Origin of the sequence: Oxynema aestuarii AP17 (assembly GCF_012295525.1) — a bacterium.
Taxonomy (GTDB): Bacteria; Cyanobacteriota; Cyanobacteriia; order Cyanobacteriales; family Laspinemataceae; genus Oxynema; species Oxynema aestuarii.
Map to the genome: position 1 here is coordinate 4,893,128 of NZ_CP051167.1, position 21,424 is coordinate 4,914,551.

The window sequence follows — 21,424 nt, forward strand, 5'->3', positions numbered from 1 at the left end:
TCGGTAGTGGTTTCTCGAAGACTTCCGGCGCGTTCCCCTCGTCGTTAGCGAAGCGACGCCGGAGGCGTTTCGCGTATCGCCGACAATTAGGGCAATGGCACGATATAAACGCGCTCGCGGACTGCCGGACCGCGCACCACAAACTTGAGGTTGCGCGACGCCGGACGCGGTACCATCAGGGAAAAATTGCCGTCGGGATCGGTTTCGACCAGTTCGTTATCGAGCAAGAGAATATCGGGGCGATCGATTTTTCCTTCGATGCGAACGGTTCGCGAACCGCTTTGTTGAGTGACTAAGACCCGGAATTTAGACTCGGCGGGAAGATCTTCCGGTACACTCGGCGCCATTCCCGGGGCGATCGAGGTATATTGACCCGGCCCGACGGTCACTTCTTGATTTTGGGCGATCGCAAAGACGCTGCCATCGAGAGAGGTAATCCCAGTTTGTCCGTTCGGACCGACATCGATCCCGAACGAGGTTCCGCGTACCCCCGCGACTCCCGTGGGGGTGCGAACTCTAAAGGGAGACTCTTCGCCCCCTTCTTGGGCGAGTCCCCCTTCGCCATCGTCAAAAAAGGCAAGGGTTTTCAAGCCGACGGGATTGCTCGGTGGCAAGGTCGCCCGTCCCCCGGTCAGTCGTCCTAATGAAAATCTCACTTGTCCGTATTCGACAAATAAATCGATTTGGTCGTCTCCGAGGGTCGCGACCTCGAATTGACTGACATCGGAAACTTCCAAACTGCCGCGATAGTTATCGAGGCGCAAGCGCAATCGCACGCCGGGTTCGGTGACGATCGTGCCGATCGCGGGGCTGAGACAGTCTCCTTGGGCGATCGCCCGTCCCTCAAATGTCGCGGATCCCTCCCCTCGCACGGTTTCGACTTTCAACCCTCCCGGACAATCGGACTGCTGCGCCAACAACCGTTGGGACGGGTCATTGGCGTTAGCTTCCCGACCCCGAAGGCGTATCGCCGGAACGGATCCGGTGTCTTCGGATCCTCCACTCGATAACGCAGTTTGGCGGTTTTCCTCTACAGACGCCGCGATCGCGCTCGAAGCGATCGCGGTTATCGCCGCCAGGGATAAGCTCGTCACTGTCAACGACAACCATCCGATCCGGCGCGTGAAATCATTTACCACTATCATCATCAATAAGTTATCCAAATCGTTGAGCGAAAATCGGCCTGAGAACCGATCGGTCAATGGGAATTTTAAAGCCTGAGATAAGCCCGACACTGGCGGTTTTTGCTTTGACAAGGAGTACGGAGCCTCAAATCCCCCCAAAATGAGGCGAACGGTCGAAATTGCTCGGATAGCGATCGTGCACCCGATCGCGGCAATTGACCTAACCCGGCATTGCTCACCTCAGTGACAACTGCTTTCAATGAAATTCAGTTTTAGCTTTCCCATTTTTTCCCCTTACATCCGGATGGGTGAAAAGGATTTTAGCGTTTAGATTTTAGCGTTTAGAGGGCTAATAAAGAAGTAAAACTTGAGAAGTGTTTTCAACGGTTTGGAGTCAAAATAGAGACAAGAACCGATCGCCCGTAGCTCCTTAATTTCTGGGTTTGGCCGTTTTGATTTCGCGACAGATTGGCGAGCGATCGCTTTGGGGTCGAAGTCCGATCCCCATTTAATTTAAGGACAAAAATAAGCGACTTTTTAGCTGAGACGATGGGGATAAACGGCCCCGGTTGACACCTCCTCGATCGCGGATCTCGAACTGCTGGGGGGCGATAAGGTGCAAGAGCGATCGCGGGACGGCTTTGTTCCCCCTTCGCCACGGCGCACTCACTCCTGCCGCTCGATCGTCTCTCCCGAGTTAAAATCGGAAAGCCATCGGATCGAAACCCACGTCAGTCCCACGGCAATCAGTCCCAAAACGATCGCATATCCTAAATACAGTTGAACGCGGGTGAGGGCGAACGGTAATCGATTTTGGGGTTTTTCCCAAACCCGAAGGGCTGTTTTGACCGGATCGCTTTGCGGTAACGACTCCGCCATTGCATCCCCGTCCAAACCCAACGCATCCGCCATGCGACGAATAAAGCCGCAGACGTAAATTTTCGGGGGGAGGCGATCGCCTAAACCCCGTTCGATCGCGTCGATATGATGCAGGGGAATCCGCGTCCAACTGTGCAGTTGATAAGCTGAAATTCCTTGTCTTTCCCGGGTCTGTTGCAGTTGTTCGCCAATTTCAGCCAGCCGATCGCCCCAAGCACTTTCCTCTAGCGTCTCCACAGAAGAATCGTTACTTTTTTGAAGATCTTTGCCTTCCCTATCCCCCTCCCCTTCTGTAGGGGTCGCTGCTTCCTCGAAGGTGGTTTCTCGGTCTTCCGGGTTGTCTTTAGGCCGATTTTTATCAACCCTAAAGCCTGGGTTGGTGCCTGTCATTGTGGCGGTCTCCGTGCTTGAGTAGAACAGATCGCGATCGCGGGTCAGTCAAACGAACAAGAGCGATCGCGCATAGTGGGTCACACCCCTCACCCCAGAAATTTCCCCATACATAGCAAGCCAACGGTCAACCTGTCCAGGCTTATTTAGGCGATCGCCGGACTCGCTTCGGAGAAGTTCTTTAAAAAATCGGCGATCGTCTGGTTAAAAACGTCGCTTTCCACCAAAAAAGGCCAGTGATTGCCCGGTACGCGAACAATTTGCAAATTTTGCAAATATTTTCGGTAAGGTTTCATCTGCCATTCACTGCGATTCACCCCAGCTTGCGGTTGGACGAACAAGGTCGGGACGGCGATCGTCTCGGTCAATCCAGAGGTTCGCATCACGTCGTCAAAAATACCATCGCGCGCGGCGATCGCAAACTTACTCCCCCAGCGTCCGTCCGCTTTTTCCTCAATTTCCGCCTCAAACACCCGTTCTTGTAACGGACTCCACGCCGCAAATTGCGGTAACTGACGTGCTTGTTGGCGCGCTTGTTCGTAAGTTGCAAACGGTCCGCCCAATTTCAAACACGCTAAAGTCCGATAGAGAATGGGAAAACTCAATTTGAGAAACCCGGGTAATTTCGTGATAAAAATCGGATCGACCAGCATCGCAGTTTTAAAGCGATGGGGAGCTTGTCGCGCCCAAATGGCGGCTAACTTACCACTCCAGGAATGACCGAGAATATGCGCCGACTCCCACCCGAGGCGATCGAGCAATCCCTCTAAATCGGCGATCGTTTCCGCCGCCGTGTAACCGCGATCGGGTTTGGAACTTTCCCCGTGACCGCGCAAATCCGGCGCCACCACGTGATACGAACTCCCCAGAGTTTCCGCCAACTGCGACCAAACGACGGCGCAATCTCCCAACCCATGTAACAGTAAAATCGGTTCGCCGCCAGGATTCCACTCTAAATAAGACAGCTCGATTTCGGCTAATTTTAAACAGTGACGTTGACGGGTCATCATAGCTAAAGTCTCGGGGGGAATCGGGAGTTCGGAAGGAGAAGGATACAGGAGGACGATCGCCTCGGACAAACTTGAAGGCGATCGCAGTTAGGACGTATGCAGATCGTATGAATATTTTGAAATAAAAATTGAGAGGAAGTCAAATATGAGTAAATTGACAAAATCGAAAGCCACTCTTTTTTCTTATGTTTTCTGGGCGTTTCTGATTTTTACGTTAGTGATTTGGATCTTAAGAGGGTTGAGAATTTTAACCGGAATTCACGGTTGGATTTTCTGGGTTTCGATCTTCGCTACGATCGCGACGGCGGCGATCTCCCGGGCGCAAAGACCCCGACGCTACTAACTGTCACTGAAGATCGAATGACGATGGTCAATCTTGGCGCGACGCCGCGTTAGCTTCGCGACGCCTCCGGCGTATCGCCTCGGATTTGGCTTTGGCCCGTCGCATCGCCGCACCGACCGTAACATTCAGTTGGGCGCCGAATAAAGTGACCAGGGACGATAAGTACAACCACAACAGTAAAATCACGATCGTTCCGACTGCGCCGTAAGTCCGGTTGTAGTTGCCAAAATGGGACACGTAAAGCCGAAATAGATTAGAAATCACCGCCCACAAGACCGCCGCGATCGCCGCCCCGGGTAAAATAGGTGTTTCGGGATGGCGCTGGCTCGGTCCGAAGCGATAAATAAACGCAAAAGCCGCAGAAACCACCACCAACGTCATCGAACGACTCCAAACCTGCCACCCATCGAGCAGTTGGGATTCGAGAGGACAACTTTCAATCGGTTCGAGCAAACACAGCAAACCGGATTCCATCAAACATTCTTGACCGGATTCGATCAAACAACTGCGCCGTGCGAGCAAACGGACGATCGCATCGCTGATAAAGGTTAAGAAAGAAGCGACAATTAATAGGATAATCGTACCGACGGACAAGACGATCGCGATCGGTTTTGCTTTCCAAAAGGGTCGCGTTTGTTCGTGGGGGATTTCGTGAATGCGATCGAGGGCTGCCATCGCCGCCCCCATGACCCCGGAAAAGGCCCATAACGCTCCAGCAAAGCCAATTGAAAAGATTTCTTGGTTCCGACTTTCAAGCACTTCTTGAATCAGGGAACGGATGGTGCTGCGAACCTCGTCGGGAACCACCGTGGCAATTTGGCGGGCAAGATCGAACAAGGTGGATTGTAAGGATTCAAACAGGCCGATCGCCGCGATCGAGGCTAAAATTGCCGGAAATAAGGCCAACATGGCGTGATAGGCCATTTCGGCAGATAAACCTGTCAATCGCTGTTTGTTAGCGCGATCGACGGCTTCGCGCAAGGTCGAAAAATTGAGATAAAGGAAAAACTGAAAAAAGTTAACCACCCGCTTCCCTACGCTGGTAAAGATCTTGCGAAGTAAGCGCCACAAAAACCCCAAAAGTTTTTGAGCGAGGCGCGCAAGCGGTTTCCACCAACGCTGTTGTCGGACTTTAGCGTCGAAGAATTCGGTTATTTTGATTAACCGTAAATGTTGTAATGCACGAAACCAATCGGCTAATCGCATAGAGAAATCTATTGTTATATTTTAGATTTTAGAAGGGGGCGGAGGGAGTCGGGAGTCCGGAGACAAAAGGTTTGAGGATGAGCATTGAGGACGCTTCCCAATTCCGATAGCATTGATGATAAATATCTTCTCAGGTGGGCAAGATGCCCATCTTGTTTAAGCGGGTCAGATCCCCGCATTATCGAGTTTCTACCTTCCGAGCTGTACTTGTTCCCGATTCCCCATTCCCCATTCTCTAATTCCTTTTTACCCTCCATCTATTCCCCATGAGCCAAGATGTATCCCAGTGGTTGAGTGAAATCAACGCCTTAAAACAAGAAGTTGCGCGCTTGCAAAGCGAACTCGACGCGGCCCATGCGAGTAGCGATCGCTGGCGGCAACTGTACAATACGGAAGCGCAACAACGCCGCACGGAAACGAAGCTCAACCGAGAGACGATTGAGGCGCAGCGTTTGCAAATCGAACAGGTGGAGCAAGGGAAAGCACGGCGCCACGACGATCCCAATGCGTTATCGAGTTGGGAATCTGAGTTGGCGGGGTTGTCGCGGGAGGAATTAACGGAAAAATTGGTGGAGCTGTGGGGTGCAAGGGAAGGAGACCGTCGGGAACTCGAAGCACTTCGCGAAGCGTTGGAAGCGGAAAAGATGGCTCACGAAAAGACCCGAGAGACGTTAACTTGCGCTCTCGGGGATACGGTGGAATTGTTGAAAAAAACGGGTTCGGTCGATCGCGCGAAGGCGCAAACGTTGCAATTGGCGAATTTTAACAGTCCGGCGGCTTCTCAGACGGGGACGCCCGAGACGGATTAGGGGGAGGCGATCGCCTCGGTTTACTTGCAAGTTTTCACAAAAACTAGGGGGTTTCGTAAAAAATAGGCGGCCAACATGACCGCCCTACAGGAATTGTGAGATTTGCAATTCATCTAAAATCCGATGATTTTGGCGATCTCCGCCGGATCGGGTTCGATGCCTTGGGTAAACTGGCTGTCGCTATGTTTGATGGCGGTATCGGGATCTTTCAACCCGTTTCCGGTCAAGACGCAGACGACCGTCGCCCCGGCGGGGACTTGGTCTTTCACTTGCAGTAATCCCGCGACGGAGGCGGCGGAGGCGGGTTCGCAAAAAATGCCTTCTCTGGAGGCGAGCAGACGGTAGGCGTCGAGGATTTCGTCGTCGGTGACGGCTTTAAACCCGCCCTGGCTGGCTTGTGCGGCAGCCGTGGCTTTATCCCAACTGGCGGGATTGCCAATGCGGATGGCGGTGGCGATCGTTTCTGGGTGAGTCACCGGGGCGCCGTTGACTAAGGGCGCAGCTCCGGCGGCTTGGAAGCCCATCATCCGGGGGAGGCGATCGCATTTCCCGGCTTGGTGGTACTGGCAAAAGCCCATCCAGTAGGCGCTAATATTGCCTGCATTGCCCACGGGAATGCAGAGCCAATCGGGGGCATTCCCGAGAACGTCTACCACTTCAAACGCTCCGGTTTTTTGGCCTTCGAGGCGGTAAGGGTTGACGGAATTGACCAAGGTTACGGGATAGCTTTCGGCCATTTCCCGAACGATTTCGAGGGCGCGATCGAAATTGCCTTTAATCGCCAATACTTCGGCGCCGTAGAGTAAGGCTTGAGCCAGTTTCCCCAAGGCGACGTAGCCGTCGGGAATCAGCACGAAGGCTCGCATTCCTCCCCGGCGGGCGTAGGCGGCGGCGGAGGCGGAAGTGTTGCCCGTACTGGCGCAAATCACGGCGCGGGCGCCTTCTTCTTTGGCTTTGGAAATTGCCATGGTCATGCCCCGGTCTTTGAAACTACCTGTGGGGTTGAGACCGTCGTATTTAACGAAAACGCGCACGCCTTTACCGACGATCTCGGCAATGGACGGGACGGGAATGAGAGGGGTATTTCCTTCTTGGAGTGTGACGACCGGGGTGCTTTCGCTAACGGGGAGATAGGAGCGATAGGTTTCGATCAGACCGGGCCAGCCTGCGGCAACGTTGGAGTTGGCCTGAGTGCGGACGGTACCGGGAGAGTCGGAGTCGGCGGGAGAAAAACTAAGGGTCACCTTGGTTAAATCGTTTGAATTTGAACGGACATTTAGTCTATTTTTCAGTTTACCTTTTTCTCGACGGTCGGGATCGATCGCCCCAGGACGCCGAAATACGCTAGTTTGGAAGCCAATCGCGATCGCCCGACGGGAAAAATTTGCTACATTCGCTGCTTTTTTTGTCGCCAGACATAATAGAATAGCGATTGGCCCTGAATTAAGTAAAAATAACTAGCTAAGGACGAATGCCCACTGTTGCACCGACCCGACCCAACACTCACCCCGGACTGAGTGAAAGCGATCGCCTGCTCGAACGGCTCAAGTCCCAATATGCGGCAGCCCAACAAGTCAAATTCCTTCACTTGCAAGCGGAAGCGGAAACCTTGTTTCAGCAATTGCAGACGCTTCGGCAACAGGATCGCTCCCAGTGCGATTAGGACGGATCGAGTTGAGCAACGGGACAACAAAACCGCGATCGAATCGCGATCGCCCCTACTTGCGCGATCGCGATTTCAATGGGACTCCATCCTCTAGAGCCTTGACGCGCAACCCTTCCCAACCGCATTCTCGGTTACAACAGCGATAGCGGTAAACCGGTAAAAAACGATCGACGAGGAAATCCCGGGACGTGCGATGTTTCCGGCGTAATTTGCTGCCGCAACGGGGACAGTGGACGCCGACATAACGGGGCGTCGTTCGTAGTCGGTAGTAGAAGCGAATCGCTCCCAAAGTAGCAGCGCCAACGACGAGTAGAAATCCGACCATTTCCATAACGGTAATTTCTCGGAAACGCTGGGCGAGGAAAACCCCCGCCGCGATTATAAAAACTTTTAAAAACTCTAAAACGCTCGCGAGCGTCACTGGCGCAAGCCAGAGTAATAAACCTAAAGTTCCTAAAAAAAAGGCCAGGAATTCTATCCAGGATTTTTGCTGGATAAACTTCAACATTAATCAAACTCCTGTTCGATCTAAAATTAGGAATGACAAGGGATCGAGTCCCCTTTTGGTAACAGAAATTAGGGAAGACACGACGATCGCCGACGAGACGCGATCGCCTTACAGTCCCAACGAGCAAAAGTCGGGAAAAAATAACCCTAACGCATCAAAATCAAAACCGTTTCAAGCGCGATCGTCCCCAGGATGGGCGGCGCTAAATTTGTCAGTCCCAGAGAATCAAATCCAATTTAATCGTCACGCCGCAACTGTCGTGAGGCTCTTTTTTAAGGACGGTTTCTCGGTCAAAATTGTTCTTCGTTCCGTTCCCTTTCTGTCCGGGACGGAATGAGGGGATCGTCTCTTATGCAGATGCACCTCGCGACTCGCGATCGCCTTCCCAGGCGATCGCCCCCGACCGGAGCTTATCGTTAGTCTTTTTTAGAGTTATGGACAGATGTAGCTTTTAACGGCACAATAAACATCAATGTTGATTCGCCCCGAGTTCGACGATCGCCCGACGCGGATGGGATTTTCTCAAAAATTCGTGAATCTGCGATGGTTCGTTAGAGAAATTAGGGGTTAGGATAAACGGAGCCGAGTAAAATACTCGAAGCCAAGACGATCGCCGCAATTCCAGTACGAACGCGATCGTGCGATTCGGCTGACTCCTTTGGAGTCGCTTTGCGAACGCAGACGCCGTGCGATCGCGTACTGGGAACGACGGCAGCGTCCGAACGAGATCGAAAGCCTGCGATTAGCCCGTAATTGGCGGGCTTTTAATGTGCCGCGATCGCGGTACGGAAACGAGTGTGAACTGGAGAAAATTGATTTATTCATGACAGCATCGACATTACAGAAGTCTCAGGATTTGACATCAACATCGCTCAAAGAAGACTTACGCCTGAGAGATATTTTGCAAACCCTGCCAAAAGAGATTTTTATTAAAAATCGGCGTAAAGCGTGGACGAAAGTTTTTGTTAGTGTCTTGATGGTTGGCTTGGGTTACTGGGGATTGGCGATTGCTCCCTGGTACTTATTACCTCTAATGTGGATTTTTACCGGGACGGCGTTGACCGGTTTTTTTGTGATCGGCCACGATTGCGGTCATCGTTCCTTTGCGAACCGGAAATGGGTAAACGATTTAGTCGGGCACGTCATGATGCTGCCCTTAATTTTTCCCTTTCACGGCTGGCGCATCGGTCACAACCATCACCACAAGCACACCAATAAAATTGGCGAGGATAACGCTTGGGAACCGTGGGAACAAGAAGGCTACGACAACCGTAGCGCCGGAATCCGCTTCTTCTACCGACGGTTACGCGGTCGCTTTTGGTGGATTGGTTCGGTGACGCACTGGGCCTTTCTGCACTTTGACTGGTGGCGTTTTGAAGGCAAACAACGGGAACAGGTGCGCTTTTCCGCCTTACTGGTCATCGTTTCGGCGGCGATCGCCTTCCCGGTGATGTTCGCGACTCTCGGCGTCTGGGGATTCGTCAAGTTCTGGTTGCTGCCTTGGTTGGTGTACCACTTCTGGATGAGTACCTTTACGATCGTCCACCACACCACCCCGGATATTGCGTTTGCGACTCCGGATCGTTGGAATGAAGCGAAAGCTCAACTCTGCGGAACCGTTCACTGCGATTATCCTCGTTGGGTGGAATTTCTCTGCCACGATATCAACGTCCACGTTCCCCATCACTTGTCTACGGCGATTCCGTCGTATAACTTGCGAAAAGCTCATCAAGTTTTGCGAGAAAAGTGGGGAGACTCTCTCAAAGAAAGTCGCTTTTCGTGGAAGTTGATGAAAGAAATTACCGATGTCTGTCACTTGTACGATCCGGAACGCGGCTATATCTCGTTTAAGGAATATCACGCCCGTCAGTAATCCGACGGCAAGGGTTTAAGCCCTGAAAACCGGGCGATCGCGCATTTCTCAGAAGGCGATCGCCCGGTTTCTTGGTTTAGGGGCAAAAAATTGTGCGTCCTCAGAAATCTTACGCCCTCAGAGATCTATTGAGAACCAGAAAAGCTATAAAATCCAAAATCTAAAATCATCTAAAATATAAAATCTAAAATATCAAATCTCAAATTCCCCATGTCTCATCCGTCTCCCGGTCCGATTCCCTTCAGTTCTCAAGGTGTTTACCGTTGTCCGGTGTGTCGTTACGGGGAACTGTCGCAAATGGTGATGATGGAAGCATTCTCGTGTAATTTCTGCGATCGCATTTTTACGGCGAACTTCGATCGCCATCAATTGCAATTAGCGGATAACGCCCAACCTCGGAGTTGGTATTGGAACGGTCGCGGATGGCAGGGAGTACAACAGCAAGGGAGCGAATTTGGATGGGGCTTAATCCTGCTGGCGATCGCCTTTTGCCTGCTTCCACCGACAATCGTGTGGCTGGGGGCGCACTTATTCCCGCCGCTTCCCGGGAGTCGTCTCGCTTGGTTGCCCGATGTTTGGGTCGGACTGACCTTAGCCGTTCACGGGGCGATCGTGGCCGGATTTGCGATCGAATACTACCAATTTCCAGTCTGGCTATTCCTGCGTGCCTGGTGGCGGTCCGTGTTGCCGCCGCGTTAGAACTCGAAGCGTTCCCGGCTGGACGACCAACGCTGTAACGTGTAGCCGTCGGGACTTTCGACCACTAAAGCCAATCCGCCTCGGGCGACCTCGGCAATCCCGGTGACCGCTTGTTGGGCGGCGGTAGTCAGTTCGCTGTAAATCAACGTGCCTTTATCGTCGAAAACGATCGTGCGGGTGCGGTAAGGGGTCGTCCCGGTTCCGGAGACCGTTGATGAGGGCAGCAACGCATCCGATCGCAGGGTAAATACGGCCTCGGGCCAGCCGTTGGCGGTCAAGTCGATCGACTGAACTAACCAGCCGCCGAGTTGTTTGAGCATTTGTTCGAGACTGGGAACCGCTTGTGGGGGCAACTGTCCGGCGGATTGCAACTCGACCCATAAGGTGGGCAATAAAGTTCGCACCCATTCCGGATCGCTTTGGTAAAGTTGGGCGAGGGTTTGGGTTTCGGGCGATCGCCATTCGATGACCGAACTGCTAAACGCCAGAGCATTTGAGCCACTTCCTCGTCCCGTCCCCATACCGGAGAGGGGCGAACCTGCGGCTAACAGCGTCAATTCCCCATCGTTGGCTCGTACCGCTTTCACCGTGGCGATCGTGCTTTGCTGTTCGCCGTTGCTTCCCCAGAGAGCCACCACCAGATCCGGATCCGTATGCAAGCCCAATTCTTGCCAGAGGGTTTCCAAGGTACCGGGATTGATGCGGTCGAGATCGGTAAAGGGGGCCTGACGCCAGCCGAGGGAATCGTGAAAGCCCCTCAAGCGAATTCGATACCAGATTTCGCCGGGAAGGAGTTCCAAACTGGCGGTATTGGCGGGCTTGAGCCATTCGCCGGGTTGGGTTGCAGTGAGAACCGTGGCGCTGCCGAACAGTTGACTGCGGTGATAGCGCAGATTTTCGGCATAGGCGGCGGCTTTGCCGTATAACTCCAACACCTGCAAGGCACGATCGCGGGATTCTGGCGTAGCTTGAGGTTGGGCGTCAAACCAGGAGATCCCGGCAGCTTCTCCTTCGCGGGCGGCGACTAACAGGGTTCCCCAAATTTTGGCTTCGGTTTGGGCGGGGTTGACCCGGACGGCGGTTTCGACGCGCTGCCAGAGACGCTGCCGTGGGTCTTCGAGCAAGGAGGAGAGGCGATCGCCCTGCTTGAATTGGCTTTCTGAGAGGTCTAACGCCTGTTTCCAGGCGCCATCGAGCAAGGCGATGCGAATTTTGTCCGTCGGGTTCGGCCAGTCCGCACGGGCTTGTTTTTGGGCGATCGTAGCGTGGTAGCGAATCAAGTCGAGTTGGGCTTGGGCGGTAGCGGGCCAATCTTCCGGGGTGAGGCGATCGCGCTTGATGGCTTCCATTAACTGCCCGGCGGGGGTCCACAGGCCATTGTTCGCCAGTAAGAGGGCGTCTTTATACCCTTGGGCGGATAAAGCGGGTTCGCGCAAGGAGATTTCGTCGAGTTGAATGGGATTGAGGAAGAACTCGACCGGGGTGAGTTGGTAAATGCTCACTTGCGGTTCCATTCCGACGCCGCGATCGAGCATTAACTCTGCTTGGGTGTCCCCGGTGACGTTTTCCCAAACCGGGAAATGACCGCCGGGACTGTTCCACTGCAGCATCATGCTGAAATGGGCTGAAATCGGGTTGTAGTGGACGATTTGCCCGTAAGTGACGCTGCGATCGCCTATCTGGCGTTCTCCGACTAAATTAAACCAAAGGCCGTTATTGGGAACCGGACCGTCAAAGGATTTGAGCTCGGTGAGGGCTAAAACCTCGTTAGCGCCTTCGTCCGGGGTGTCGTTTTCGTCGAGAGAGGCGAGCAAAAATGATTTTTCCGGTCCGGTGACGGTCAGTTCCGCCATCAGTTGATAGGAAATTTGTTGGCTATGGGGTTCGCTGCTGTTGAAAACAGGCTGATACATGCGAAGGGCGACAAATTTCTGACAGTCGGACTTGGCGCCGTTCTCCGGACAGGAAAAAGTTTCGAGGACGGGGAGTAAGATCCCGTTGCGGACCGGGGCGCGCGATCGCCCCAGAAAGCCGCGATCCTCGGTGTCTGGGTTCGTGCGTGCGGGTCGATCCAATGGGATAATTTCCCCGGGAATCAAGCCTGCTTCGGCGATCGCCGCTTCGATTTGACTGAGGGTTTGCGGCGGTTCTTTGGTAGCGATCGGAACTTGACTCCACGCCGGAAGGAACGGTTGCAACCACGCCACCGATTGCGGGTCTACAATCAAGCGCACGCTAATCGACAAACCGATAACGAGAACGGCGGTTCCGCCACAAAAGGCGGCGATCGCTCCCACAAAGGGCTGCCAGGGTTGCCGGGGTTCTGGGGGACGGCGGCGCTTCGGTTGGGGCGTTCTCGCGCGGCGATCGGGACTTACAGGCGGTCTAGACCGACGCGGTAGGGGTCGGGAAGCTTGAGACGGTCTGGATCGATGGCGAAGGTTGTGATTCATTCGAGACTCAATCGGCGCGCAAAAACGGCTGGAAGATTTTAGCGTTTAGAGTTTTAAGAGGTTTGGCATTTTGGGGGCGATCGCGGGCAACTCCGGGGAATCTGGGGGGAGTTGCGGGTTAGATTCTCCGGGTTGTCGTCATTGTAGGGGAAAAATTACGATTCGCGCGGTTTTTAGGGGCGAGACTCCACTAACTCTAGCAGGAGTTGCTCGTAACGTCTGCCTAAAATTTCCCAGTTATACTCTCGTTCCACCATTTTGCGCCCCTGACGCGAAAGTTGCTCTCGCAAACGGCGATCCTCGAACAGGCGACCGACGGCGTAGACATATTCGTTAACCTGATTGGCGCGCAACGCACGCAAGGGAACCTCGGAACCATCGACTTTCAAGCCTTCCAAACCGCGATCGCTCGCCACCACCGGAGTTCCCGCCGCCATCGCCTGCAAGGTCTTATTTTTAATTCCGTATCCCGTCCGCATGGGTACCACGCACACTGTGGCTTGATGGAGGTAATCGGCGATCGCCGGAACGGTCCCCGTCACCGTGACCCCGCGCAGGTTTTGCAATTCCAACACCGACGGAACCGGACGGGCTCCGGCAATCTCGAAAGTGGTCTCGGGATAGCGGATTTGGACTAACGGGAGGACTTCTAAGGCGAAGAAGCGCGCGGCGTCGATATTCGGTAAGTTATCCATCGCGCCGATAAAGACAATCCGATAGCCCCCGGGATCCCGTTCTCGCGGGGTGAATTCGTCAAAATCGACCCCATTAGCAATGATTTCGAGGCGCGCCTCGGTGCCGAATTCCCGAAATTGGCGGGCGTCGTCCTCGGTGGTGACGACCAAGGCGGAAAATTTGCGACAGTACCCTCGTTCGTAGCGACGGATGAGGGGGAGTTGGACGCGATCGCGCAATGGCTTTTCCGAGGTGGAGGTTTCGACTTGCTGGCGGTAGGTTCCGTAAATCGAACTGTGGATGTTGGCGACTGTCGGCAGGCGATCGCACCATTCCGGTCGCACGTAAATTTCGTTGACGCTATGCTCGCAGGTTACCACGTCATGGGCGCGATCGCTGGCGTAAGCGTCGATCGCCTCTTGCATTTCGATCGAATAAGAGGATAAAACACTCGGCGGAATTCCAGTTTGAATAAAACGTCCAAAACGTTGCAGTTTCTTAAAGAGTTTGAGCCGATTTTCCGGGGAGTTTTTCGGACGCCGGAACACCCGCAATTCAGACACACAACCGCGTAACTGCTCGATCTCGCGATCGCCGACCTCTTCGCCGCTTTGTGTGACCAGAGTCACTGCATGTTTTTGACTTAAATATTTCATGAAATTAAATGTTCTGACCTGAGTTCCTCCCCGCGACGGTGGATAGGGAAAGGTCGTAGAAATCATTAAAATTTTCATTCAGGGTTCACCCCCCAACTAACGGACAGGCGATCGCGAGCGATTCTTTCTCCCACTGATACCATTTTTTTAACGACAAGAGCGACAATAGAATAAAGGGTCGGTACGGCGATCGTCCAACCCTTCCCCTTTTCCTCCCCGAATTGCGCCGTATCGTCCGCCGTCAACCCTTTTGCGATCGCCGGAGTTTATCCCCTACAGGAGTCATTCTATGCCATCATACGGTATCTACATCTTGGCCAATGATGTCGTTTACGATCAATTCGTGGCCTTGGTTAATAGTATTGAAGCCAATGTCTCTCCCGATCTTCCCATTTGCGTTATTCCCTATAACGACCGACTCGAACTGATTCAAAAAGAAATTCAATTTCGTCCCCAGCTTAGTTTATTCGAGAATTGGGAAGCGATGCGACGTTGGGATGAATTTGCACGGGATATTTGGGCGGCCCATTCTGTCGCTCAACAACATCAGTCTCATTCGGACTGGTATGGTGGAAATCTACAACGAAGATTGGCCGCTTTTGAGGGCGATTTCGATCGCTTCGTCTATTACGATTGCGACAGTCTGGCGATGAAACCTTTAGATCGGGTTTTTGAAAGGTTGGATCGCTGGGATTTTGTCTTTGACGATTGGGAACATCAAAAACCCACTCCAGTCGCCGCTTTAAATATTCCCCTCATCGAAAAAACTGGGCGCTATACGGAAGCAGAAATTCGTCCTAAACTTCACTGCGGTAGTTTTTTTGCCTCGAAACGCGGTTTATTTGATGCGGCGGCGATCGCACAATTAAAAACACGCTTGATTGATGGCGGAGAAATTGAGTGGATTAACGGACGTGGATGGTGGGACGATGCGTTTTTATTTTGCTATCTGACTTTACCGCGCGATCGCTCCGTGTTTAACTTTACGTTAAGTGATACCCCTTACGAACGCACGGGAAACTGTGCGGATTCCGATCCGTTTGTCAATATCGACAATATCCTTTACAACGAACAAGGATTAAAGCCTATTCACCGCATCCATTACATGAATTATCCCTCGATCTATTTCAATCGTTTGAGTCAAGGGGAAAATCTAAATATTCCCCATCAAGATGTTTTCCTACACTATCGGTTTCTCAAACATCCGGAGGCTAAACCTAAAGAACTTAAAACGCCGTCCCCCGCGATCGAACTGGCTTATCAAATTAGCAAAAAACTCCAGAAAATCCGCAAAAAGTTATTGCAAAGTAACCCGATGAAGGAAAAGTCTGCAATCGGAGTTTAATCTAATCTTCACCTAACATTCAGCCTGTTTTTTGCTGGATCTGCTAAAAATGTACGGATTCAATTTTAGTGAATCGAGCGGTCGAATATAGCATTACTAAATTCATTGAGTCAGGGAGGCAATCGGCTATTTTTTTGTTTTGTACGGCAGCAACAAGACGGGCAGTAGGACTGTAGCACTGAAAACCTATAGCATTCCTAAATCAGTCGAGTCAGGGCGATCCACCTGAAACCCCTGGGAGTGGGAGCATCTTGCTCCCTACATAGGTTACAAATCATTTAGGATTGCTATATTTTGAGAAAACCTATTTTGAATCATGTGTTTAGGAAAATCACTGGCTTGAGTCATGCAGCTTAAATGTTTGACTATTTAACAATTCAACAAAAGCTAACCCGATCGCCTCCAACAATTCTTGACTATTTTTATTGATTTTTGTCATGCTAAAAGTTATCTAATTTTTTTCTAGTCTTCAATGCCAAAAGTTAGTGTTTGTATTCCTACTTACAATCGAGTCGAACTGCTTCCTCAAGCGATCGAAAGTGTTCTGCGGCAAACTTATGGCGATTTTGAGCTATTGGTTTGCGATGATGGTTCTACGGACGACACGCCAGAATTGATGGCGAAACTGAGCGATCCGAGAGTGCGTTATATTCGGCACGATCGCAATATCGGTAAAAGTAATAATATGCGATCGGGTTTTGAAGCGGCAACCGGAGATTATTTTATCAAATTTGACGACGACGATCGCCTGACTTCGGACTTTCTCAAACGAACAGTGGCCATTTTAGATAAAAATCTCGCCGTAGATTTTGTAGGAACGGATCATTGGATTATCGACATTCACAACCGACGCGATCGCGATCGCACCCAACGCAATTCTCGACAGTGGGGACGCAGCGAATTAGGGGCGGGAATTGTCGATGATTTATTAGAAGTCGTGTTTGTCAAGCAAAGTTTTCAAATCGGCGCCACCCTATTTCGGCGATCGGCGTTAGAAGCGGTCGGGTTTATGTTACCGGGATTGCAAAATTGCGAAGATAACGATTTATTTGTCCGATTGGCGCTGGCGGGCAAACAAGGGTATTATTTACCGGAATTGTTAATGGAATATCGCGTCCACGCAGAACAGGAAGGATTGAATCGGGCTCTGCCGTATTTACGAGATAAATTAAGGTATTTAGAACGGTATCATTTCGAGGCGCCGCCTTTAGAAGCCGTTCGCAAAGCCCGGGCGATCGAAACGCAGTTACTGTTAGGATTGCGAGAAATTGAAGCGGGAAAAACTAGAGAAGGACGCCAGCACGTTTGGCAAGCAAAAGCACATTCACCCGCGAAAGCATGGCTGGGGTTGGGCTTATCTTTTTTGCCGTTCAACTGGCGTCAGATGGCGTTCGATCGCCTGCGGAAATGGCGAAATTAGGGCGAGGACGGGCGATCGAGGGGTAAGGTAAACCAGAAGGTCGCGCCGTCTCCGGGACGGGAAATCGCGCCGATTTGACCGCCGTGGGCGTTAATAATTTGGCGGCACAAATACAACCCCAAACCGATTCCGGTAGACTGGCGGGCGCGATCGCCTCGGGCGTACAATTCAAATAAGTTTTCGCATTGTTCCGGCTGCATTCCCACCCCATTATCGGCGATCGTGCAACGAATCTCGGATCGGTTGCCGTTGACCCGATCGAAACTGGCGTTTAAGGTTAACTGAATCCCGGGAGGATTGTGGTTTAACGCATTGACGATCAAATTTTCCCAGACTCGCCACAGTTGGGACGGGTCGCCTTCGATCTCGGGTAAATCTTCGGGGATCGTGTTGGTGAGGGTTGCTTGATTTTTATCGAGTAAGGGTTGTAATTCGACGACGAGCGATCGTACCAAGGGGGCAATCCGCAGCCGTTCGCAATGTAAGATCGTGCCGCGTACTTCACTCGAATGCACTTCTAAGAGAGAATCGATTAAGTTTAACTGGCGATCGCACCCTTGGATCGTGCGTTCGAGCACCGATCGCCCCACGGAAATCGTATGGCCCTCGCTTTGACTTTGCAATAAGTTCTTGACCAACAACAACGTCCCCATGACCGGGGTGCGCAAATCGTGGGTGACGGCGTGCAGAAATAAATCTTTGAGTTTGTGCAGTTCTTGCAGTTCGGTGACCGCTTGTTGCAATTCGCAGGTGCGTTCCTCGACTTGTCGTTCCAAATTGGCATTGAGGGCGGCCAATTGTTGGTAGAGTTGAGCTTGTTGCATGGCGATCGCCAACTGAGTCGCGAGGCGTTCGAGAAATTCCTTTTCCGAAGACTCCCAATGGCGGGTGCGATCGCATTGATTGACCACCAACAAACCGAACAGGCGATCGTCTACTAAAATTCTAACCGCCAAACTCGCTTTAATCTCGAACTCTTGGAAATAGCGATCCATCGACGGCGACACCGAGATCTGGGTCGTATCGTCGATCGCGCGGACGGCGCGGCGGTCGAAAAAGGAGACGATTTCGCGATCGTACAGTTCCCGTTCGACCGTATAGCCGAGTACCGATTGGCGTTCGTCGGCGACGGATTCCGCCACGACCGTACCGTCGGATTTGCCGTCTAAATGGGTGATAAATACTCGGTCCGCTTGTAGAAAATGGCGCACTTCATCGACCGCCGTTTTGAGGATTTTACTCAGATCGAGCGATCGTCGGATGCGGATGGCAATTTCTCCGAGCAAGTGTTCCCGTTCCGCCGCCGCCCGTAGTTTTTGTTCGTAAAGCACCTGAGAGGTCACGTCTCTACCCACTCCCAACAAGTGCGGTTTGCCGCGATAGGTAAAACTGGTCCCGAGGACATCGACGTAAAACGTGCTGCCGTCTTTGCGTTGGGCTTTGGCCCGTTGGAAGAACTGACTGCCTCCCGCCTGTACGGTTTCGCGAAATTCCTCAAATAAATGATAGTTCTCGGGATAGACGTAATCTTTCGGGTGCATCCCGATGAATTCTTCGTAAGTATAGCCGTGCATTTGACAGCAGGCGGGATTGACTTCGACGACCTTTCCGGTTTCCGGGTCGTTAATCATCAAGGCATCGCTGGTTGCCTCGAAGATTTGCCGATATTGCTCTTCTTTCTCCCGTAATTGCGCTTCGGCGCGCTTGCGTTCGGTGATGTCGTTGGTGACGGTCAACACGCAAGCTTCGTTTCCGAGTTGGATCGGTTCGGCGGAGAGCAAACCGATGCGGATGTCTCCCGATTTGCTGCGCAGTTCGACTTCTTCGTTATAAATGCCGCCTTCGCGTTGCACTCGTTCGAGTAGGCGCGATCGCGCGTCGGGATCCACCCAGATGTTGAGTTCGCAAGGACAGCGACCGATGAGTTCTTCGCGTTCGTAGCCGAAGATCCGCAGACAACTGTCGTTGACTTCGAGATAGCGTCCGTCGGCGAGAGAGGCGATCGCGATCGAGTCGGGAGAGGAACGAAAGGCTTTGGAAAATTTATCTTCGGAGACGCGCAAGGCTTCTTCCATGCGCTGGCGTTCGGTAATGTCGATCCCGACAAAGATCGCCGCTTGTCCCCGTTGGTATTTCTGGGCGACGATCAGATAATGTTTGGGGCCGTTCGACCCGTGAGGGCTGGTAATTTCCCGGGAGGCTTGCTGGACGTCGCTGGTAAAAAATTCGCGCACGAATTCGGGAAATTCACCGTTGGGATCGATACAACCGTTGATAAATCCGACTTTTTGGCCGACGAATTCTTCCGGGGAGAGGCCAAAACTGCTGGCGAGGGATTCGTTAACGCCGAGATAGGTGTAGTCGGAGGCAATCCAGGAGACGGATCCGGGGACGGCGTCGATCGCGGCTTTGAGGCGATCGCGCGCTTGTTGCAGGGAGGCGATGAGCTGGTTGCGGACTTGTTCGGACGATTTGCGATCGCTGATGTCGCGCACGATCGCCATGACTTCGCGATCGCCGCACAGGGCCAGGCGCGCTTCCCAATCCCGTCGCTGTTGGCTCCCGTCGGGGTTGCGATGCCATAAATAATATTCAAAACTTTGGGTTTCCCCGGTTTCGATGGCTATTTTAACGTGTTTGATGAATAAGTCGGCGACCCATTTCGGGATTAAGTCGTAAACACTTCTGCCGATAATTTGATTGGGAGGGGCGGCGAGATCGCTATCTTTTTCGGCTTTAAAGTCGAGATAAACCCCATCGATGCTAAAGCGAAACATTAAATCGGGAATGGCGTTGAGTAAGGCTCGATTTTTGGCTTCGCTGGCTTTGACGGCGGCGAGCGATCGCTTCAACTCCGCCAAGTCGCGCAAGCTGACTACCCGGGCGGGTTGTCCCCGGTAGGTGATGTCTTTGGCGCGCACTTCGCAGGGAAAAACGGTGCCGTCTTTTTTTAAGCCGATCGCCTCGAAGGGTTCGTCGGAGGGCGATCGCAGTCGTTCGCGGATGAGTGCTTGCCCTTCGGGAGTGGTCAGTTGCAAGACCGATCGCCCGATCAGTTCGCGCGCCGAATACCCGAATAAGGCTTCGGCGGCGGGATTGAGATCGACGAGGATCCCGTTTTGATGGAAGAAGACTGCTTCAAAGGTGGCATTGAAAAAGCTTTGCAAGCGTTCTTCACTGGCGCGTAGCTGCTCTTGCGCGAAGGCGCGATCGCTGATATCCATCACCAAGCCATCCCAAATAATGTTATCGCCCTCTTTTCGGGCTCGGGCGATTCCTTTGACCCATTTCAGGATACCCTTTGGGGTGAGTAAGCGCCCTTCCCAGTGCCAGGGTTCTAAGGTTTCGGCGGATCGAGCGACGGATTCGAGGTAACTGGCACGATCGTCGGGATGGATGGCGTCGGTGAGGACGTGAAAATCGGCTTGGATCTGTTCCGGTTCTAACTCGAACAGTTCCCGCGACCCGTCACTGGCGTAAATGACGGCTTGGGACCCGTCGGCGTGTTGGATAAATTGATAGATGAAACCGGGAACGTTGGCGGCAATTTGTTGCAAGCAGCGATCGTAATGGTTTTGAAGGGTCGAGATTTGTTGACGCGCTCGTTCTCGTTCTAACAAACTGCCGATACTGGCAGCCATCGTAATTAATACGGCTATTTCTTCGTCGGTCCACTGGCGACAGTGGTGACAGTCGTCAAAGCCGATCGCCCCCCAGAAGTCGCCGCGAATGCGAATCGGGACTAACAGCATCGATTGGGTGCGATCGCGCTCGAACAGCTCTCGGGTACTGGCGCTGAGGTTTTCGAGGGTGGCGGCGATCGGCTGACCGCAGCTTAGGCGATCGTACCAGTCTCGCAACTGCTCGGTTTCCACGGCCAGGTTTTCGACGAGACAGGCGCTCAGTTCGGACTGCAGACAAGGACGCACCCAGCCGAAACGTTGGGTCATGCAGCTTTGTTCGGTTTCCGGGTGGGGATGCGCTTCTAACAAGTAGACGCGATCGACTTGGGTCGCGGTGCCTAAAATTTGTAAGGCACTATCGATCGCCCGCTCGCGATCGTCGATGCTGAGCAGTTGATAATTGGCTTGGGCAATCCCTTGCAAGAGTTTGGCATGAGATAAAGTTTGTTGGCTTTGGCGTTTGTGGGGTTTGCCTCGAAATCCTTTTGGATGGGAACTCAGTTGCATCTTCACGGTTCTGTCCTCGTCAGGCTGCGGTCTCTCGCTCGTTCGACACGATCTAACTGTCTGGAGCGACCCCCCTAGCTCGCCATGATGGCCGCGTTCCGTGCTCCGGTTTGTGCGATCGCGATTGGGTGTCTCAGTGCAAGATTTTAAGCGCAATTTTGCTCGCGCGCGGTCTTCC

Annotated in this window: 16 protein-coding genes; 7 read left to right on the forward strand and 9 right to left on the reverse strand. The window is 52.7% G+C overall.

What is annotated here, in order from left to right:
* Nucleotides 1–86: 86 nt before the first annotated feature.
* The 3 genes from HCG48_RS19590 to HCG48_RS19600 all read right to left on the reverse strand — a co-directional run bounded on the left by HCG48_RS19590 (nt 87) and on the right by HCG48_RS19600 (nt 3,400).
* Nucleotides 87–1,148: a FecR domain-containing protein gene (locus HCG48_RS19590; protein ID WP_168570667.1), complete on the reverse strand. Its 1,062-nt coding sequence runs from the start codon at nt 1,146–1,148 to the stop codon at nt 87–89.
* 642 nt (nt 1,149–1,790) lie between these two features.
* A complete protein-coding gene (locus HCG48_RS19595) occupies nt 1,791–2,393 on the reverse strand; it encodes a helix-turn-helix domain-containing protein (RefSeq protein WP_168570668.1) in 603 nt (200 codons plus the stop codon).
* 146 nt (nt 2,394–2,539) lie between these two features.
* The gene (locus HCG48_RS19600; RefSeq protein ID WP_168571975.1) at nt 2,540–3,400 is read right to left on the reverse strand and encodes an alpha/beta fold hydrolase; all 861 of its coding nucleotides are present in this window, start codon (nt 3,398–3,400) and stop codon (nt 2,540–2,542) included.
* Between the two features lie 148 nt (nt 3,401–3,548).
* On the opposite strand from HCG48_RS19600, the gene HCG48_RS19605 reads away from it, so the two are divergent.
* Nucleotides 3,549–3,746: a hypothetical protein gene (locus tag HCG48_RS19605; protein WP_168570669.1), complete on the forward strand. Its 198-nt coding sequence runs from the start codon at nt 3,549–3,551 to the stop codon at nt 3,744–3,746.
* Between the two features lie 27 nt (nt 3,747–3,773).
* Here the strand turns inward: HCG48_RS19605 and HCG48_RS19610 are convergent, their stop codons facing one another.
* A complete protein-coding gene (locus HCG48_RS19610; protein WP_168570670.1) occupies nt 3,774–4,952 on the reverse strand; it encodes a YihY/virulence factor BrkB family protein in 1,179 nt (392 codons plus the stop codon).
* A 266-nt stretch (nt 4,953–5,218) separates the two neighbouring features.
* On the opposite strand from HCG48_RS19610, the gene HCG48_RS19615 reads away from it, so the two are divergent.
* Complete coding sequence (locus HCG48_RS19615; protein WP_168570671.1) at nt 5,219–5,761, forward strand: hypothetical protein; 543 nt, start codon at nt 5,219–5,221, stop codon at nt 5,759–5,761.
* A 113-nt stretch (nt 5,762–5,874) separates the two neighbouring features.
* On the opposite strand, the gene thrC is transcribed toward HCG48_RS19615, so the two are convergent.
* Nucleotides 5,875–6,915, reverse strand: coding sequence for a threonine synthase (thrC, locus tag HCG48_RS19620; protein ID WP_246260161.1), 1,041 nt, complete (start codon nt 6,913–6,915; stop codon nt 5,875–5,877).
* 317 nt (nt 6,916–7,232) lie between these two features.
* Here thrC and HCG48_RS19625 point away from each other — a divergent pair, with 317 nt between their 5' ends.
* A complete protein-coding gene (locus HCG48_RS19625; RefSeq protein ID WP_168570673.1) occupies nt 7,233–7,424 on the forward strand; it encodes a hypothetical protein in 192 nt (63 codons plus the stop codon).
* A gap of 55 nt (nt 7,425–7,479) precedes the next feature.
* On the opposite strand, the gene HCG48_RS19630 is transcribed toward HCG48_RS19625, so the two are convergent.
* Nucleotides 7,480–7,935, reverse strand: coding sequence for a hypothetical protein (locus tag HCG48_RS19630; RefSeq protein WP_168570674.1), 456 nt, complete (start codon nt 7,933–7,935; stop codon nt 7,480–7,482).
* Between the two features lie 823 nt (nt 7,936–8,758).
* On the opposite strand from HCG48_RS19630, the gene HCG48_RS19635 reads away from it, so the two are divergent.
* On the forward strand, nt 8,759–9,808 hold the full coding sequence (locus tag HCG48_RS19635) for a fatty acid desaturase (protein WP_168570675.1): 1,050 nt from the start codon (nt 8,759–8,761) through the stop codon (nt 9,806–9,808).
* A gap of 210 nt (nt 9,809–10,018) precedes the next feature.
* On the forward strand, nt 10,019–10,507 hold the full coding sequence (locus tag HCG48_RS19640) for a hypothetical protein (RefSeq protein WP_168570676.1): 489 nt from the start codon (nt 10,019–10,021) through the stop codon (nt 10,505–10,507).
* Here the strand turns inward: HCG48_RS19640 and HCG48_RS19645 are convergent.
* Nucleotides 10,504–12,960 (reverse strand): hypothetical protein, encoded by a 2,457-nt coding sequence (locus HCG48_RS19645; RefSeq protein WP_168570677.1) that lies wholly within the window; start codon nt 12,958–12,960, stop codon nt 10,504–10,506. The genes HCG48_RS19640 and HCG48_RS19645 overlap by 4 nt on opposite strands.
* A 173-nt stretch (nt 12,961–13,133) precedes the next feature.
* The gene (locus HCG48_RS19650; RefSeq protein WP_168570678.1) at nt 13,134–14,369 is read right to left on the reverse strand and encodes a glycosyltransferase family 4 protein; all 1,236 of its coding nucleotides are present in this window, start codon (nt 14,367–14,369) and stop codon (nt 13,134–13,136) included.
* A gap of 211 nt (nt 14,370–14,580) precedes the next feature.
* Between HCG48_RS19650 and HCG48_RS19655 the strand changes: the two genes are divergently transcribed.
* The gene (locus tag HCG48_RS19655) at nt 14,581–15,636 is read left to right on the forward strand and encodes an Npun_R2821/Npun_R2822 family protein (protein WP_168570679.1); all 1,056 of its coding nucleotides are present in this window, start codon (nt 14,581–14,583) and stop codon (nt 15,634–15,636) included.
* Between the two features lie 472 nt (nt 15,637–16,108).
* A complete protein-coding gene (locus HCG48_RS19660) occupies nt 16,109–17,056 on the forward strand; it encodes a glycosyltransferase family 2 protein (RefSeq protein WP_168570680.1) in 948 nt (315 codons plus the stop codon).
* Here the strand turns inward: HCG48_RS19660 and HCG48_RS19665 are convergent.
* Entirely contained in the window at nt 17,053–21,246 is a 4,194-nt protein-coding gene (locus HCG48_RS19665) for a PAS domain S-box protein (protein WP_246260163.1), read from the reverse strand. The genes HCG48_RS19660 and HCG48_RS19665 overlap by 4 nt on opposite strands.
* Nucleotides 21,247–21,424: the final 178 nt, after the last annotated feature.

Coding starts and splice junctions, on each gene's coding strand:
- HCG48_RS19590 (WP_168570667.1), bottom strand. CDS start 1,148: ATGATGATAGTGGTAAATGATTTCACGCGCCGGATCGGATGGTTGTCG.
- HCG48_RS19595 (WP_168570668.1), bottom strand. CDS start 2,393: ATGACAGGCACCAACCCAGGCTTTAGGGTTGATAAAAATCGGCCTAAA.
- HCG48_RS19600 (WP_168571975.1), bottom strand. CDS start 3,400: ATGACCCGTCAACGTCACTGTTTAAAATTAGCCGAAATCGAGCTGTCT.
- HCG48_RS19605 (WP_168570669.1), top strand. CDS start 3,549: ATGAGTAAATTGACAAAATCGAAAGCCACTCTTTTTTCTTATGTTTTC.
- HCG48_RS19610 (WP_168570670.1), bottom strand. CDS start 4,952: ATGCGATTAGCCGATTGGTTTCGTGCATTACAACATTTACGGTTAATC.
- HCG48_RS19615 (WP_168570671.1), top strand. CDS start 5,219: ATGAGCCAAGATGTATCCCAGTGGTTGAGTGAAATCAACGCCTTAAAA.
- HCG48_RS19625 (WP_168570673.1), top strand. CDS start 7,233: ATGCCCACTGTTGCACCGACCCGACCCAACACTCACCCCGGACTGAGT.
- HCG48_RS19630 (WP_168570674.1), bottom strand. CDS start 7,935: ATGTTGAAGTTTATCCAGCAAAAATCCTGGATAGAATTCCTGGCCTTT.
- HCG48_RS19635 (WP_168570675.1), top strand. CDS start 8,759: ATGACAGCATCGACATTACAGAAGTCTCAGGATTTGACATCAACATCG.
- HCG48_RS19640 (WP_168570676.1), top strand. CDS start 10,019: ATGTCTCATCCGTCTCCCGGTCCGATTCCCTTCAGTTCTCAAGGTGTT.
- HCG48_RS19645 (WP_168570677.1), bottom strand. CDS start 12,960: ATGAATCACAACCTTCGCCATCGATCCAGACCGTCTCAAGCTTCCCGA.
- HCG48_RS19650 (WP_168570678.1), bottom strand. CDS start 14,369: ATGAAAATTTTAATGATTTCTACGACCTTTCCCTATCCACCGTCGCGG.
- HCG48_RS19655 (WP_168570679.1), top strand. CDS start 14,581: ATGCCATCATACGGTATCTACATCTTGGCCAATGATGTCGTTTACGAT.
- HCG48_RS19660 (WP_168570680.1), top strand. CDS start 16,109: ATGCCAAAAGTTAGTGTTTGTATTCCTACTTACAATCGAGTCGAACTG.
- HCG48_RS19665 (WP_246260163.1), bottom strand. CDS start 21,246: ATGCAACTGAGTTCCCATCCAAAAGGATTTCGAGGCAAACCCCACAAA.